We start from the raw sequence: 15,471 nt of genomic DNA on the forward strand, positions 1-15,471 counted from the left end.
AAGGCCCCCACGCTAGCAGCGAAGGGGCCCAAACGTCACAGCAAACAGCCCAAAACTAGTGGGCGACGGTGTGGCCGGCCTCGCGTTCGTTGGAGGAGCTGGTCATGGAGGCGAGGACCTCGCTGATGTGGAGGTCGCCGATGGGGGCTTGCTCGGGGTCGTCGAAGAGTTGGTCGCCGAGGATGTTGTAGACGTAGTCGAGGTCCTTGTCGCCGCGGCCGGACAGGTTGACCAGGAGGTTGAGCTCGTGGCCGTCGGCGTCGGCGACTTCGGCGAGCTTCAGGGCGTAGGCCAGGGCGTGGGAGGACTCGAGGGCGGGGATGATGCCCTCGTAGCGGGAGAGCAGGCGGAAGGCCTGGAGGGCGTCTTCGTCGGTGACGGCGACGTACTGGGCGCGGCCGATCTCGCGGAGGTAGGCGTGCTCGGGGCCGACGCCCGGGTAGTCCAGGCCCGCGGAGACGGAGAAGGACTCTGGGAGGACTTCGCCGTCCTGACCTGTGACGATGTAGGAGCGGGAGCCGTGCAGGATGCCCAGCTTGCCGTGGTTGAGCGGCGCGCCGTGGCGGTCGGTGTCCAGGCCCTCGCCGGCGGGTTCGACGCCGATGAGTTTGACGTCGGCGTTGCCGGGCTCGTCCTTCAGATATTCGGCGAAGGCGCCGATGGCGTTGGAGCCGCCGCCGACGGCGGCGATGACGGCGTCGGGGAGTCGGCCGGTGTCCTCAAGCATCTGCTGGCGGGACTCGCGCGAAATGACGGCCTGGAACTCCTTGACCAGGGTCGGGAATGGGTGGGGGCCGCAGGCGGAGCCGAGGACGTAGTGGGTGGAGTCGATGTGCTCGACCCAGTCCTGCAGGGCGATGTCGATGGCGTTGGACATGGAGCCGCCGGTGTCGTTGGTGACGGGGACGACAGTCGCGCCCATCAGGCGCATGCGGCGCACGTTCGGCTGCTGGCGGGCGACGTCCTGCGCGCCCATGTAGATCGTGCACTCCATACCCATCAGCGCTGCGACCATGGCGGTGGCGGTGCCGTGCTGGCCGGCGCCGGTCTCCGCGATGAGGCGGTTCTTGCCCAACCGCTTCGCGAGCAGCGCCTGCGCCAGCACCTGATTGCCCTTGTGGGCGCCGCCGTGCGCGAGGTCCTCACGCTTCAGGAAAATTTTCGACGCCCCAACCCTCGGCAGGTTGGCACACTCGTAGACCGGAGTCGGTCGGCCGAGGAACTTCGCTTGGAGGCGCGAGAGCTCGTCGAGAAACTCTTTGTCCTCGCGGGCGTCCACGAACGCGCGCTCGAGCTGATCGAGCACCGGGTAGAGCGGCTCGGGCACGTACTGTCCGCCGAACTCTCCGAAATATGCAGGTAGAAGCGTGTCGCGCTCAATCTTTTCCACATCGGTCATGGTGAATTTCCTCCGCGTTTGTGAACCTTTGTTGTGCGACACTCTACCTCCAAAACAGGTAGTGTGGGGGCTTTCTGAACCCGAACGAAGGAGCAATCATGAAACGCACACTGACAGTCTTGGCCGCGGCGGCACTGCTCGCAGGCTGCTCGAACGGCACGGACGAGGCACCAGCGACGAAGACCGTGACGGAGGCTCCGGAGACCACGGTGGCGACCAGCGTAGCGTCGGAAAGCGCGGGCGAGGCCACCAACGACGCCGCGTACGACGCGATTGAGGCGGCGCGACCATTCGGCACCGTCATTGCCATCGACCGCGAGAACAACACCAACACCTTCGAGGTCAAGGTCGCGGCAGAGGACAAGATCGTTGAGCTGCATGTCGACGGCAACCACGTGATGGAAAAGGAGTCCGAGCAGGACGCCGAGGACGTCGCGAAGGCGGGCCAGGCAACCGTCGCCATTGAAGACGCCATCAAGGACGCCCTGAGCCAGCACGACGGCATCCTCGACTCCGCCGAACTCGACGAAGACAACGGCGTACTGCAGTGGGAAGTCAGCATCGATAACCCGGACGGCTCCGACCTGGCCGAAGTGAACGTGCCGGCGAAGTAAGGATTACCGCTACCGGGGGTCAAACCCGGGTGGGTGCAACAACGCACCCGCCCGGGTTTTTGCGTTGATGGGGGAGGAGGGGCGTCGATAATTAGTTGGATTTTGTAGCTACAGCAACATGCAGCGCGTAATGTGTGCCGCGTCACTAATTGGAGTTGAAGGGAGTGAACATGGGCATCGTTGCGTTGATAGTGTTCATCGCGATCACGGTTGTGTTCAATGTTTTGCTAAAGCGCAATATTGCAGAAGCGCTGCTGATCGGCCTGGTCGGCGTGGCGCTCGTCGGCGGAACGAGGGCGCCAGAGCTGCTGTGGCTGGGAATTAAAAAGGCCGTCTCCTCGGAGGTCACGTTCGCCGGTATGGCGTTCGTGTTCATGGGGATCATTGTGCAGTCGACGGGCTTGATTGACAGGCTAATTACCATCCTGAACTCGATCTTTGGTCGGCTGCGCGGCGGGGCGGGCTACGTGTCCACCCTGGCCTCGGCGATGATGGGACTCATCGCGGGATCGACCGCTGGCAACTCCGCCACGGTCGGCTCCGTGACCATCCCGTGGATGAAGCAGACCTGCTTCTCCTCCAACAGGGCAGCGACGCTGGTCGCCGGTAATTCCGGCCTGGGCGTGGCGCTGCCGCCGAACTCCACCATGTTCATCATTCTGGCGATGCCGGCGGCTGCGGCGTCGTCGGCAAGCCAGGTGTACGTGGCGCTGGCCTGCGCCGGCGCGTACGCAGTGCTGTACCGCCTGGCGGTCGTGTTCTTCTGGACCAAGAAGGACCGCATCCCCAAGACCCCGAAGGAGCAGATCGTGCCGTTCGGGCAGGCGTGGGCGCAGGGGTGGCGCTCGCCGTCGATCTTCCTCGGCATCATCATCCCGGTGCTGCTCACCATCGGCCCGCTGGCCAACTGGTTCAAAAACTCCACCGGCGTCGGCGAGGACGGCATCAAGGCCATCTCCATCATCGTGTGGGTTCCGGTGTTGATCACGCTCATCGCCCTCATCGAGGGCGCCGGCCGCATCCGCCGCAACAACGCCCAGTTCAGGGCGCAAATCGTCCGTGACCTACCGAGCTTCGCCACCGTCGGCATCTCGCTGTTCGCAGCGCTCGCGGCCGCGTCCATCATGGAGGAACTCGGTGTGGGCGACCAGCTCTCCAACACGCTTGGGGCAATGGACCTGCCGAAGTGGGTCATGATCCTCGTCGTCGGCGTGCTCGCCGTCGTCGTGGCAACCCCGCTATCCTCCACCGCGACGGCAGCCGCCATCGGTGCCCCGGCAGTCGCGGCGCTCACCGCGGTGGGCATCGACCCGACGGTAGCGATCGTCGTCACCCTGCTGTGCACCTCGACGGAGGGGGCGTCGCCACCCGTGGGCGCGCCGATCTACCTCTCGGCCGCGATGGCGGAAGCCAACCCGACCAAGATGTTCATCCCGCTCATCATCTACTTTGTCCTGCCGATGATCCTGCTGGCGTGGCTCGTCGGCATGGGACTGGTCCCCGTCTACGTACCAGGAGTGTAAAACCATGAACCCAATCTTCAAACTCTTCTACATCCTGTTCTACCTCTTCCTCGCCGCGTTCCTCCTCGGCGGGCTCGCACTCGTCGGTGTGCAGGCAGTCGGCCTTGTCACCGGCAGCGGCGACACCATCACCGGCGCCAAAGCGGCGCTCGCGCCATGGGTCTTCGGCGCAGCTACACTTTGTGCAGTATCCGCATTCGTGCTCGGCTACCGCCCAGAAGCGCTCCGAGCACAACGCGAACAACGCAAACGCGACAAAGAAGTGCAGTTCCACGAGCACCGCGACGAAAACAGCGCAGAATAACAGAGGACACGCATGAACACCACGCCACACGCCATCCGGGCCAAGCTCCGCAAAGACATGCCGACCCGGGCCGCCTACTCCTCTGACGCATCACTCTTCCGACGCGTCCCGGCGGCAGTACTCGAACCCAGCAGCACACAAGACGTGCTCGACGGCATCGCCTACGCACGCGAACGCGGCTGGTCCATCGTGGGGCGTGGTGGTGGATCCTCCGTGGCGGGCAACGCCATCGGCGACGGCCTGGTCATCGACACCTCCCGCTACTTCAACCGCATCCTCAACATCGACCCCGAGGCCAAAACGGCCACCGTGGAACCCGGCGTCATCTGCGACCAACTCCGCGACGCCGCCGCACCCCACGGCCTGACCTACGGTCCCGACCCATCCACCCACTCCCGCTGCACCATCGGCGGCATGGTGGCCAACAACGCCTGCGGCTCCCACTCCGTCGCCTACGGCACCTCCGCCGACAACCTCGTCGACATCACACTCGCCCTCGCCGACGGCAGGGAAGTCACCTTCAGCGCCGACGGCTGCGACGACCCCACACTTCACGACGCCCTCTCCGACCTCTACACCCGAAACCAAGAGATCATCCAGCGGGAACTCGGGCGCTTCCCCCGCCAAGTCTCCGGGTACGGACTGCACTACCTGGGCACCGACATGGCCAAAGCCATCGCCGGGTCCGAAGGCACCCTCGGGGTGATTACGCGGATGACCGTGAGGCTCGTCGATAAGCCGAAGTACACCGCACTCGCCGTGCTGTCCTTCGCGGACGTCTTCGCCGCCGCCGACGCCGCCCCCAAACTGCGCCAACCCGGCGTCGCCACCATCGAAGGCATGGGCGGCGACCTCCTCGACGCGCTGCGCAGCAAAAACGGGCAAGAACACGCCGGCGAGAACCTCCCCGGCCAACCCCACGCCGGCGGCTGGCTCTACTGCGAAACCGAAGGTAACACCCTCGAGGAAGCCATCGCCGCCGCCGAAGCACTCACCACCACCGTCGAACACACCGGCGCCGTCGTCGTCAGCGACCACGCCGAAGCCCGCGCGCTGTGGCGCATCCGCGAAGCCTCCGCAGGCACCGTCACCCGCCTCCCCGACGGCGGCGAAGCCTGGCCCAACTGGGAAGACTCCGCCGTACCACCCGAAAACCTGGCCAGCTACCTGCGCGGACTCTACGCCCTCATGGACACCTACGGCTACCGCGGCATCCCATTCGGCCACTTCGGCGAAGGCTGCGTCCACGTCCGCATCAGTTTTGACTTCCACTCAACAGAGGGCATCACCAACTTCAACAACTTCATGAACGACGCCGCCGCACTCGTCACCGAGCACGGCGGGTCCCTGTCCGGCGAACACGGCGACGGCCGCGCACGCTCATCCCTGCTGCACACCATGTACAGCCCCGAAATGCGCGCCATCTTCGAAGAATTCAAACTGCTCTTCGACCCGCAGCGCATCATGAACCCCGGCGTCCTCGTCTGGGCCGACGCCGTCACCGACGGCCTGCGCATGGAACCCGCCCAACGCACCCACGAAATCACACCCGTCCAACTCTTCCCACGCGACAACGGCAGCTTCACCGACGCCGTCAACCGCTGCGTCGGCGTCTCCGCCTGCCGCTCCATGGACGGCGCCATGTGCCCCTCCTTCCAAATCACCCACGACGAAATCCACTCCACCCGCGGCCGCGCCCGCATCCTCTCCGAACTCTTCCGCGGCGAAACCATCACAGGTGACGACGCCACCACCGCCCTCGACCTGTGCCTCTCCTGCAAAGCGTGCGCCTCCGAATGCCCCGTCAACGTGGACATGGCCACCTACAAAGCAGAGTTCCTCAACGACCACTACGCCGGCCGCGTCCGCCCACGCGTCCACTACCTCATGGGCTGGCTGCCAATCCTCAGCCACATCGCCCACAAACTCCCGCTCGTGCCACGCATCACGAACTGGGCTCTCCACGCCCCCGGCGTCTCGACGGCCATCGCGAAACTCGGCGGCGTCGACACCGGGCGGCCGCTCATCAGCTTCGCACCCGAGTCGCTGCAGAAGTGGGCGCGGAAGCGTTCGGGGGCTGCTGGTTCGGGAGCTTCGCGTGAGCGGATTGTGCTGTGGCCAGACAGCTTCAACAACAAACTCAACACCGGCCCGGCGCGAGCGGCCGTCGAAACGCTGGAGATGCTCGGCTACGAAGTCATCATCCCCGACGGCTTCGTGTGCTGCGGCCTGACCTGGCACTCCACCGGCCAACTCGCGATGACGCGGCGCGTGCTCGAGCACTCCGCGCATGTGCTCAAGCCGTACCTCGACCAAGGGCTGCAGGTTGTCGCGCTGGAGCCGTCGTGCACCGTCATGCTGCAACACGACGCCACCACCCAAACCGCCGACCCCGCCGTCCGCGAACTCGCCGAAGCCACCCACACCTTCGCCGAAATCGTCGCCCCGAAGATCCAGGAGCTCGTCGCCGAGGGCAAGGTGCGCAAGCACAGCGGCAGCATCCTCACCCAAGTGCACTGCCACGAGAAGTCACTCGGCGACCCACAGCAGTCCTCCCTGATCCTGGCGGCGCTCGGCTACGACGAGGAACAGATCCAAACCGGGTGCTGCGGCCTCGCCGGTAACTGGGGCTTCGAAGACGGCCACGCCGAAATGTCGCTGGAACTGGGAGAACGCGAGCTGTTCCCGCGCGTGAGGGAACACGACGGGCCCGTCGTCGCCGACGGATTCTCCTGCCGCACCCAAGTCGAGCAGGGCACGGGCACCCAGGCGCAGCACGTCGCCGAAATCGTTCGCGATGTGCTTCGAGAGGAGCTCGGGTAGCCGATTTCAAGTAGCGTGTGGGCATGAACCACACCATCGAACACCAACTACAGCACAGGACGATCCGCGAGTTTGAGCGGAGGGGCGTCGATAAGGAGGTGCTGGACCAGCTCTTCGAGGTCGCGATGCGCACCGCCAGCTCGCGCGGCCTGCAGCAAGCCAGCATCATCCACGTCACCGACGACGACCTGCAGCGAAGGCTGGCCGAGATCGGGCAGCAGGAATACGTCGGGCGCGCGCCCGTCTACCTGCTGTTCATCGTGGACACCGCTCGCAACGCCGCACTGTTGGAGGACCCCTCAGCCGCCGGGCACACCCGCCCCTTCGTCGAAGGATTTACCGACGCCTGCCTCATGGCCCAAAACGTAGTCAACGCTGCGGAGTCACTCGGGATGGGCGCCAACTACCTCGGCAACATCCACAACGACCTCCAAGCCGTCGTTGACCTGCTGGAACTGCCACGCTTTACCTTCCCAGTCGTCGGGCTGACCCTGGGGTGGCCCGGCCAAGAACCACAGCTCAAACCGCGCATCCCGGCGCGGCTGCGCGTCATGGAAAACACCTACCAGGCCCCCGCGAGCTGGTCCGAGGCGCTGGGGGAATACGACCAGGAGATGACCACCTACTACGACCTCCGAGACGCCAACCGCAGGTCCGACAACTTCTTCCGCCAAGTCCGCGCAGGGTTGCCGACGCACGCCATGCCACAGGACGGGTCCCTCGATGTCGCGCGGCGGCAGGGGTTCGAGATCTAGTTTTTTTGGGGGGCGAGTGCCAAAGGACGCAATTCCCCTGTTTGAAGAGGGGGTAAAAGCCCAGGTCACGAAGAAGGGGTTGCGTCCTTTGGCACTGGGGTGAGGGGGAGCGCACCAAATTCCTGGATTCTGGCAGCCGGGTTTGGAAAAGCCCAGGTCGGCAAGTGTCAGGGAGGGAATGTGGTGTCCCATCGGGAGTGAGTGAGGCTAGAGGCCTGTTTGTGCGCTGAGGATCTCATCACGCACGCGTTCGAAGGACTCGCACCCCTCCAAGAAGCTCACATCGGTGAGTGCCTCGACCCAGCGAGACCGGTCCGTCGTGAAGCGGGAATCGTGCTTTCGCCTCCGGCGCCCGCGGGTGGCGAAGTGGGCGTCGTGAAGCTGCTTTAGCCGATCCTTCGCCGCGATATTCGGGATAGTTTTCCTGGCTGGCAGATCCTTCGCAGGAATGTTGATCCCCAGCTGTGCCTGATACTGCGGACTGTGCAGTGCGTGGAGCACCCACGCCTCAGTCATTTTCACCGGCACAACGGGAACAACCGCGAACTCCGGGCTGACCTCTTCGGACGCCTGGTGGACTTCAAGCTCACGGCGCTCATAGCCGTCATTGTCTGCATCCCGATGAACAAAAACAATGTCAGGCGTCTGGCCCTCATCCATGATGAGCTGAAGGACATCAGCCGTGCGCTTCGACCCCGCGAAAGGCTGAGCAACAATTTGGGAGTCAGCCCCGAATCCGAGATCGATGAGGAGCGCCTTGAGCGGGCTCATCAAGCCATCGTCGCTGGTGCCCTCGCGAACGAGCAAACAGTACAGTGGACTACTCATCGATCCCCCTCATCGTCTGCCACAAAGAGCTCACGGAAGCTGAGCTCCGGGAACGACTCGCGAAGAAGCTCCTCAACGTTCGCAGCCGAAGCCTTCACCTTCGACTTCCTCCAGCTCCCCTCCGCCACCACCGGGGTGAGGACCAGCGAGCCATTCATCGGATCCTTCGACCCCAGCAACAGCTCGTCAAAATTGTCCTTGTGCAGCGCTAAAAATGCTGGTGAATGGGTATTCACGATGACCTGACGAAGCGGATTCTCCGACCCGATTGCTTCCTCAGGGTCCACGCTCAAATCGTGCAACAGCCAATACATCGCCTGAATCTTCAACGGGTGAATGCCGTTCTCAGGCTCCTCGAAACAGATCAGGCGGCTCCCACCGGAGTCAAGCAAGATCGTGCCTAGGACCAGGAAGCGCAGCGTCCCGTCAGAAAGAGAACGGGCAGACACCACACCGCCATTACCGACCTGCGCCTGCAGCGTAAACACCTGGCGTGCCTCGTCAAAGTCCACCGTAACGCTGCGTACATCAACAAGATCTCCGACGACATCAGCAAGCTCCGCAAGCACATCATGATCCGGCGACTGCCCCACAAGACGATCCAACGTCTTCGGCAGGTTCCCGCCCTTCGCACTAATAAAGTCGGGAGCCAACGCCTCGCTCGGCGCGCGCATGGCGCTCGGCTCAAGGGAAAGGTACATCCACGCATCCAGCTCCCGGCGCGCCGCCATAATCACCGGATACTGGTCCTGCTGCCCATACACCGACAGCGCAGTACGGGCCGGCGCATCCCCGCTCAGCGACACCAACGACGGCCTTCCCTGACTTCCATGCCGCACATGGATTTGTCGTTCCTGCTCACTCGTCTCAATAAACGCTTTTCGACGTCCGCCCACGATCGCAGACTCAACAAAGCTTTTCTTTGCCCAACCCAGCTTCTCTCGAGCATCCGCCTTCGTAAGCGGTTTCAGCTCCTCACGGGTGACAACAATGCTGGAAACGTTCCTATTGTTGCCAACAGTCACGTCCCGCAGCTCAAGATCAACCTCATACCGGAGATACGTCTGATCAGCAGTAATCGACTTGCCGAAGGAATCCTCAAACTCCTTCTCCGTAATCATCTCCGCAGCAAACGACATCTTGCCACCCGGCGCGAAAATATCGCGCACGTCGCCGCCATTGCCCCGGATCTTGATGGCAGCCTCATTCAACGTCCGCGACCCAGTGAGCGCTAGGAACTGGAGAGCATCGAAAAGATTAGATTTACCAATCGCATTCGCCCCGGCGACACAGGTGTATGGGCCGAGGTCGATAGCTAGGTTGCGCAGGTTCTTAAACCCATCAACTTCAAAGCGGGTAAGCATACCGAAATACTAACCCACGCCTAGCTAGTCAAAGACGCGATGGAACCAAAGCGCGCGACGCAGCGTCAAACTCTTGAAGAACCTGAACCATCAGGTTCCCCGACAGGAAAGGACACCACATGAAGCGAATCATTACTTCCGCAACCGCCGTAGCCCTGTTGGCTACGACCGCAACACCAGCACACGCAGCGAACGTTGAGTACCGGAATGGCACCTGCACGTTCACCCTGTTCGACGACGAACTTCCCAGCCTCAAAGCAAGCACCATCGCACCCAAGAAAGCACTTTCGGAGGATGGGTTACGCGAGGCATTCGCGCTGGTAACGCCACAAGAAGCATCCGAAAAGCTGGCGCTCCTCGATCAGGAGGTCACCGCACTCACCAAGCAGCGCTCCGAACTTCTCGACGCCACCACCATCGGCACAGCCGACGAACAACAACTTAAACAGCTCAACTCCCAGCTCAAGTTCCTTCGCGCTTTCGAGCCTGCCCTGAAAGCCTGCTCTCAGCGCGAGGACTACAAGGGGAGAGTAGTCCGAAGCCCACGTCCAAAGCAGACTGGACCAAAGCAGACCGGGTCAATCGGCAACAGCGAAGGAAGTAGCATTAAAGATGTGAGCCCAGCAGAGATGCGCGATTGGCTCAGCGTCGCTGGCCCACTCGCCGGGATCTTCCTCGCAGTAGCGCTCGGCGCGGCCGCGCTCGTGACGGTGGTCTTCCCCGCATTGGCGCCGAAGCTGCCGTTCTAGGAGCTCTTTAAGGGAGCCAGTGCCACAGGACGCAATTCCTGTTGGGGGAGAGGGTAAAAGCCCAGTTCGTGAAAAGGGGGTTGCGTCCTTTGGCACTGAGGTGAGGGGGCACCAAATTCCCTCGCTCGGAATTTGCGACCTGGGAAAACGCCGAGGGGGTCTGGCGGAAAACGGGAATGTGGTGCGCCGGGGCGGTGGGGGTGAGAACAAAAGCCCAGGTCGGCTGCGAACCGGAAGGGATGTGGCGCGCAGTTCAGGCAGTGGGGGTGAACTTTCGGGCGAAAAGCACCCAAGAACTATACAAAGTGTGGGCCAGGCCACTAACGTGCCCGTTATGACACAAAGCACATTCACTGCCCAGAGTGGGTCGGGCAATAGCTCCAGTGAAGCCATGATTGACCTAGCGGGCGTACAGAAGCACTTCGGCGACTACCACGCGCTCCGAGACATCAACCTTACTGTGCCGAAAGGCCAGGTAGTGGTGGTGCTCGGGCCGTCGGGGTCGGGGAAGTCGACGCTGTGCCGCACGATCAACAGGCTCGAAACGATTGACGAAGGCACCATCACCATCGACGGAGTCCCGCTGCCAGAGGAGGGCAAGGCCCTTGCGAAGTTGCGGGCGGACGTCGGGATGGTGTTCCAATCCTTCAACTTGTTCCCGCACCTGACCATCAAGGACAACGTGACGCTTGGTCCGTTGAAGGTGCGGAAGCAGGGGAAGGGGGACGTCGAGAAGCGGGCGATTGAGCTGCTGGATCGCGTGGGCATCGCGAATCAGGCGGACAAGTACCCGGCGCAACTGTCGGGTGGGCAGCAGCAGCGCGTCGCGATTGCGCGGGCGCTCGCCATGTCACCCAAAGTCATGCTTTTCGACGAGCCCACCTCCGCCCTCGACCCCGAAATGGTCAATGAAGTGCTTGATGTCATGGCCAACCTCGCCAACGAGGGGATGACGATGCTCGTGGTCACACACGAAATGGGCTTCGCCCGGCGCGTCGCCGACCGCATCATCTTCATGGCAGAAGGCGCGATCATCGAAGACGCCACCCCCGAAGAGTTCTTCACCAACCCGAAGACCGACAGGGCGAAAGACTTCCTGGCCAAAATCCTGGCCCACTAACCGAAAGGACAACACCATGAACATCCGTTACGCCGCACTCACCGCCGCGCTCTCCGCTGCTGCCGCAACCCTCGTCGCCTGTGGCGGCGGTGCCGGCGAAGGCACCGACCTCCTCGGCCAGATCGAATCCGGCCAGGTCACCCTGGGCACCAAGTACGACCAGCCGGGCCTCGGCCTGCGCAACCCGGACGGCACCATGTCCGGCCTCGACGTCGACGTGGCGACGTACGTGGTCAACCACATCGCGAAGGCGAACGGCTGGGCAGAACCGACCATCACCTGGCGCGAAAGCCCATCCGCACAGCGCGAAACCCTCATCCAAAACGGCGAGGTCGGCGCCATCGCGGCGACCTACTCCATCAACAAGGGCCGCTCCGAGTCCGTCAACTTCGGCGGACCATACCTGGTCACGCACCAGGCGCTCCTCGTCAGCAACGACAACACGGACATCAAGGGCCTCGAAGACCTCGACGGCAAGATCCTCTGCTCCGTCACCGGCTCCACCCCAGCCCAGAAGGTCAAAGACGCCCTGCCAGGCGTGCAGCTCCAGGAGTACGACACCTACTCCTCCTGCGTTGAAGCACTCCGCCAGGGCAACATCGACGCCATGACCACCGACGCCACCATCCTGCTCGGCTACTCCGCCCAAACCCCAGGCGACTTCAAGGTCGTCGAAATGACCAAGGACGGCAAGCCATTCACCGACGAGTACTACGGCATCGGCCTGGCAAAGGGCGACACCGCAGGCACCGACGCCATCAACAACGCGCTCAAAGAACTGCAAACGTCCGGAGAGTTCGACGCCCTCGTCAATAAGAATCTTGGCGGCGACGACGCAGTCTCCGCAGGCACCCCCGGCGACCTCTCCTTCATCGAACAGTAAGACCCCCTAAGGCAGGAACATCATGTCCACACTCTGGTCCGACCTGGGCCCGCAGCTCTGGGCAGCCTTCTGGCTGACCATCAAGCTCACCATCTACTCAGCAATCGGCTCCATGATCGTGGGCACGATCCTCACCGCGATGCGAGTCGCACCCATCCCCGTGCTGCGCGCGATGTCGACGTTCTACATCAACGTCGTGCGCAACACACCGCTGACCCTCATCATCATCTTCTGCTCCTTCGGGCTCTACCAAAACCTCGGCATCACGCTTGCCGATAGAGAGTCCGCGACGTTCCTGGTAGACAACAACTTCCGCCTCGCCGTGCTCGGATTCATCATCTACACCTCGGCATTCGTCGCAGAATCGCTGCGCTCCGGCATCAACACCGTCCACTTCGGACAAGCCGAAGCCGCCCGATCCCTCGGCCTCAGCTTCGGCCAAACATTCAGCAGCATCATCTTCCCCCAAGCAGTCCGCGCAGCCATCGTGCCGCTCGGCAACACACTCATCGCGCTGACGAAAAACACCACCATCGCATCCGCAATCGGTGTCGCCGAAGCATCGCTGCTGATGAAATCCACCATCGAAAACCACGCCAACATGCTCTTCCCCATCTTCGGGATCTTCGCACTCGGCTTCATCATCCTCACCCTGCCAACCGGCCTCGCCCTTGGCGCCCTCTCCGAACGCATGGCGGTGAAAAAATAATGAGCGTCCGCGCAACAGTACTTTACGACGTCCCCGGCCCCAACGGCCGCCGCATCAACCGCATCCTCACCGGCATCAGCCTCGCCGTCTGCCTCGCGATAGCCGCATGGGTCTTCTGGAAACTGCAGGCCAACGGACAACTCGCCGCGGCGAAATGGACCCCGTTCCTCAACTCCCAAACCTGGACCACCTACATCCTCCCCGGCCTCATGGGCACCCTCAAAGCAGCAGTGGCATCCATCCTGCTCGCCCTGGCCGTCGGCATCCTCCTCGGCCTGGGCAGACTCTCCCGCAATCGTTTTGTTCGTTGGGTGTGTGGCGTCATCGTCGAGATCTTCCGAGCCATCCCAGTGCTCCTCCTCATGATCTTCGCCTACCAGCTCTTCGCCATCTACCACCTCGCCCCGCCAAAGCACCTGGCGTTCGCCGCCGTCGTCTTCGGGCTCACCATGTACAACGGGTCCGTCATCGCCGAAATCCTCCGCTCCGGCATCAAAAGCCTCCCCAAAGGCCAAACCGAAGCCGCCGAAGCACTCGGCCTCACCTACCCGCAAACCATGCGGACCATCCTGCTGCCCCAAGCCATCGCCGCCATGCTGCCAGCCCTGATCGCCCAAATGATCATCGCGCTCAAAGACTCCGCACTCGGCTACCAGATCGGCTACGTCGAAGTCGTCCGCTCCGGCATCCAAAGCGCATCCGCCAACCAAAACTTCCTGGCATCGCTGGCCGTCGTGGCCATCATCATGATCCTCATCAACTGGGGACTCACCGTCCTCGCCCAACGAGTCGAACGCCAACTGCGCGCCGGCCGCGCCCGCCGCAACATCTTCGCCAAGGTGCCCGAGGAAGCCGACCAGGGGTTGGACACCAAGGACAACGTCAACGTCGACTGGCACGACCCCGACTACGTGGAAATCCGGAACCCGGACGAATAGTTGCTGAGGACTCCAGTGCCAAAGGACGCAATTCCTGTTGGGGGAGGGGCTAAAAGCCCTGGTCGTAAAGAGGGGGTTGCGTCCTTTGGCACTGAGGTGAGGGGGAGCGCACCAAATTCCCCCTCATGGAATTGGCGACCAGGGGAAACGCTGAGGCGCCCTCTCAAAAAACGGGAATGTGGTGCGCGCCTAGGCCAGGAGAGCGTCAACCAGGTCGAGGGCGCCCTCGACGGAAAACTCCTCGGGTCGGTTCGCTTTGTGGGTGGAGTAGGCGTCGATAATCTGGCGCCACCTGCGAGGAATCCCCTCCTCCCCGTACACCGCGCCCAAGAACGCGCCGGCGATCGCGGCGTTTGTGTCCGTGTCGCCGCCCATCCCGACAATCGAGACGAGGTCCTCCTCGAAGGAGACACCGTTCGCGACGAAATAGCACACAATATTCCAGGCGAACTGCACGTACCCCATGCGATGGCTATAAACATCCACGGGAAGGTACTGCATGAACTCCCTAATTGTCGACGCCTCATCCCCAGCCGCCGCGAGCAGCGCCTCGCGAGGATCCTCACCACTGATCGTGCGGGCGAGCGCCTCACAATACATACCGTTGATGGCCACCGGGTACTCGTTGGGGTGAGTCAGGCGAGCGTCGGTGCGAGCGTGATCACCGGCAAGCTGCGGGTCGTGCGCGTACGCGATGGCGATCGGGCTGACCCGCATCAACGCACCATTCGACTTGCTGGCCGCATTCGGCTCAAACGGCGGCCGAAGCGCAGCCGCACACGTATTGCCAATGTCTGGTGGGAACGACGCCGCCCACCGCACATACGACTCGAACATGTCCTTTTCCTCGTACCCGCCACAGCGCACCATGCTGCGGGCGAGCGCCAACGCAAGCTCCGAGTCATCGGTGGCCTGGCCCGGTGCGACATTGAACGGGCCGCCACCAGTGAGTTCGCGGACGCCGTCCGGGAACCGGGAGCGAATCTGCGCGGGGGAGGAAAACTCGACGATCGCGCCGAGGTTATCGCCAATGATCTGGCCGTACATGGCGCCGCGGGCCCGCGCGCGTAATGACTGATCCATGATGGGTTCCTTTCTTTGGTGGTTGCAACCATCAGGATACGAACGGGACCCGACGCGGCAGGCACGTGAGGCGAAAATATGTTCGAGGTTGGGGTGCCAGTGCCAAAGGACGCAATTCCTGTTGGGAGAGGGGGTAAAGGCCCAGGTCGTGAAAAGGGGGTTGCGTCCTTTGGCACTGAGGCGAGGGGGAGTGCACCAAATTCCCTCTCGTGGAGTTGACGACCTGGGGAAACGCCGAGGGGGTCTTGCGGAAAACGGGAATGTGGTGTCTGGGCGGGGGACACGCGCACCAAATTCCTGGTTTTCCCTTAGTGCCAGGATGGTTGTGAACGTCAATCCATAGGAGGTTTTGTTCATGACCGACCCACAGTTACCTGAG

General features: G+C 62.8%; 14 protein-coding genes. 10 read left to right on the top strand and 4 right to left on the bottom strand.

The features are described from left to right. Nucleotides 1-55: 55 nt before the first annotated feature. Nucleotides 56-1,399, bottom strand: a complete 1,344-nt coding sequence (gene trpB, locus KBX14_RS05935) for a tryptophan synthase subunit beta (protein ID WP_256042064.1) — start codon at nt 1,397-1,399, stop codon at nt 56-58. 98 nt (nt 1,400-1,497) lie between these two features. On the opposite strand from trpB, the gene KBX14_RS05940 reads away from it, so the two are divergent. From KBX14_RS05940 to KBX14_RS05960, 5 genes are all read left to right on the top strand, one after another. Beyond that, the gene (locus tag KBX14_RS05940; RefSeq protein WP_256042065.1) at nt 1,498-2,013 is read left to right on the top strand and encodes a PepSY domain-containing protein; all 516 of its coding nucleotides are present in this window, start codon (nt 1,498-1,500) and stop codon (nt 2,011-2,013) included. 170 nt (nt 2,014-2,183) lie between these two features. Further along, nucleotides 2,184-3,536 (top strand): TRAP transporter large permease subunit, encoded by a 1,353-nt coding sequence (locus tag KBX14_RS05945; protein WP_256042066.1) that lies wholly within the window; start codon nt 2,184-2,186, stop codon nt 3,534-3,536. 4 nt (nt 3,537-3,540) lie between these two features. Continuing rightward, the gene (locus KBX14_RS05950; protein WP_256021854.1) at nt 3,541-3,840 is read left to right on the top strand and encodes a hypothetical protein; all 300 of its coding nucleotides are present in this window, start codon (nt 3,541-3,543) and stop codon (nt 3,838-3,840) included. Nucleotides 3,841-3,852: 12 nt separating this feature from the next. Continuing rightward, on the top strand, nt 3,853-6,663 hold the full coding sequence (locus KBX14_RS05955) for an FAD-binding and (Fe-S)-binding domain-containing protein (protein ID WP_256042067.1): 2,811 nt from the start codon (nt 3,853-3,855) through the stop codon (nt 6,661-6,663). A 23-nt stretch (nt 6,664-6,686) separates the two neighbouring features. Continuing rightward, entirely contained in the window at nt 6,687-7,418 is a 732-nt protein-coding gene (locus KBX14_RS05960) for a nitroreductase family protein (RefSeq protein WP_256042068.1), read from the top strand. 207 nt (nt 7,419-7,625) lie between these two features. Here the strand turns inward: KBX14_RS05960 and KBX14_RS05965 are convergent, their stop codons facing one another. Together KBX14_RS05965 and KBX14_RS05970 are read right to left on the bottom strand one after the other, a co-directional pair. Beyond that, nucleotides 7,626-8,246, bottom strand: coding sequence for a hypothetical protein (locus KBX14_RS05965; RefSeq protein WP_256042069.1), 621 nt, complete (start codon nt 8,244-8,246; stop codon nt 7,626-7,628). Next, on the bottom strand, nt 8,243-9,610 hold the full coding sequence (locus KBX14_RS05970; RefSeq protein ID WP_256042070.1) for an AAA family ATPase: 1,368 nt from the start codon (nt 9,608-9,610) through the stop codon (nt 8,243-8,245). Before KBX14_RS05970 ends, KBX14_RS05965 begins: the two co-directional genes overlap by 4 nt. A gap of 119 nt (nt 9,611-9,729) precedes the next feature. On the opposite strand from KBX14_RS05970, the gene KBX14_RS05975 reads away from it, so the two are divergent. From KBX14_RS05975 to KBX14_RS05995, 5 genes are all read left to right on the top strand, one after another. Continuing rightward, nucleotides 9,730-10,359 (top strand): hypothetical protein, encoded by a 630-nt coding sequence (locus tag KBX14_RS05975; protein WP_256042071.1) that lies wholly within the window; start codon nt 9,730-9,732, stop codon nt 10,357-10,359. Nucleotides 10,360-10,750: 391 nt separating this feature from the next. After that, a complete protein-coding gene (gene gluA / locus KBX14_RS05980; protein ID WP_256042072.1) occupies nt 10,751-11,479 on the top strand; it encodes a glutamate ABC transporter ATP-binding protein GluA in 729 nt (242 codons plus the stop codon). A 16-nt stretch (nt 11,480-11,495) separates the two neighbouring features. Continuing rightward, the gene (locus KBX14_RS05985; RefSeq protein WP_256042073.1) at nt 11,496-12,362 is read left to right on the top strand and encodes a glutamate ABC transporter substrate-binding protein; all 867 of its coding nucleotides are present in this window, start codon (nt 11,496-11,498) and stop codon (nt 12,360-12,362) included. Nucleotides 12,363-12,384: 22 nt separating this feature from the next. Then, nucleotides 12,385-13,071 carry a glutamate ABC transporter permease GluC gene (gluC, locus tag KBX14_RS05990; protein ID WP_256042074.1) on the top strand — a complete coding sequence of 229 codons (687 nt, stop codon included), beginning with the start codon at nt 12,385-12,387 and terminating at the stop codon, nt 13,069-13,071. Beyond that, nucleotides 13,071-14,009 (top strand): amino acid ABC transporter permease, encoded by a 939-nt coding sequence (locus KBX14_RS05995; protein ID WP_256042075.1) that lies wholly within the window; start codon nt 13,071-13,073, stop codon nt 14,007-14,009. The genes gluC and KBX14_RS05995 overlap by 1 nt, the downstream gene beginning before the upstream one ends. Nucleotides 14,010-14,198: 189 nt before the next feature. On the opposite strand, the gene KBX14_RS06000 is transcribed toward KBX14_RS05995, so the two are convergent. Next, nucleotides 14,199-15,092, bottom strand: coding sequence for an ADP-ribosylglycohydrolase family protein (locus KBX14_RS06000; RefSeq protein WP_256042076.1), 894 nt, complete (start codon nt 15,090-15,092; stop codon nt 14,199-14,201). Nucleotides 15,093-15,471 lie beyond the last annotated feature (379 nt).

It is taken from the genome of Corynebacterium sp. CCUG 61414 (genome assembly GCF_024453945.1).
Taxonomy (GTDB): domain Bacteria; phylum Actinomycetota; class Actinomycetes; order Mycobacteriales; family Mycobacteriaceae; genus Corynebacterium; species Corynebacterium pseudogenitalium.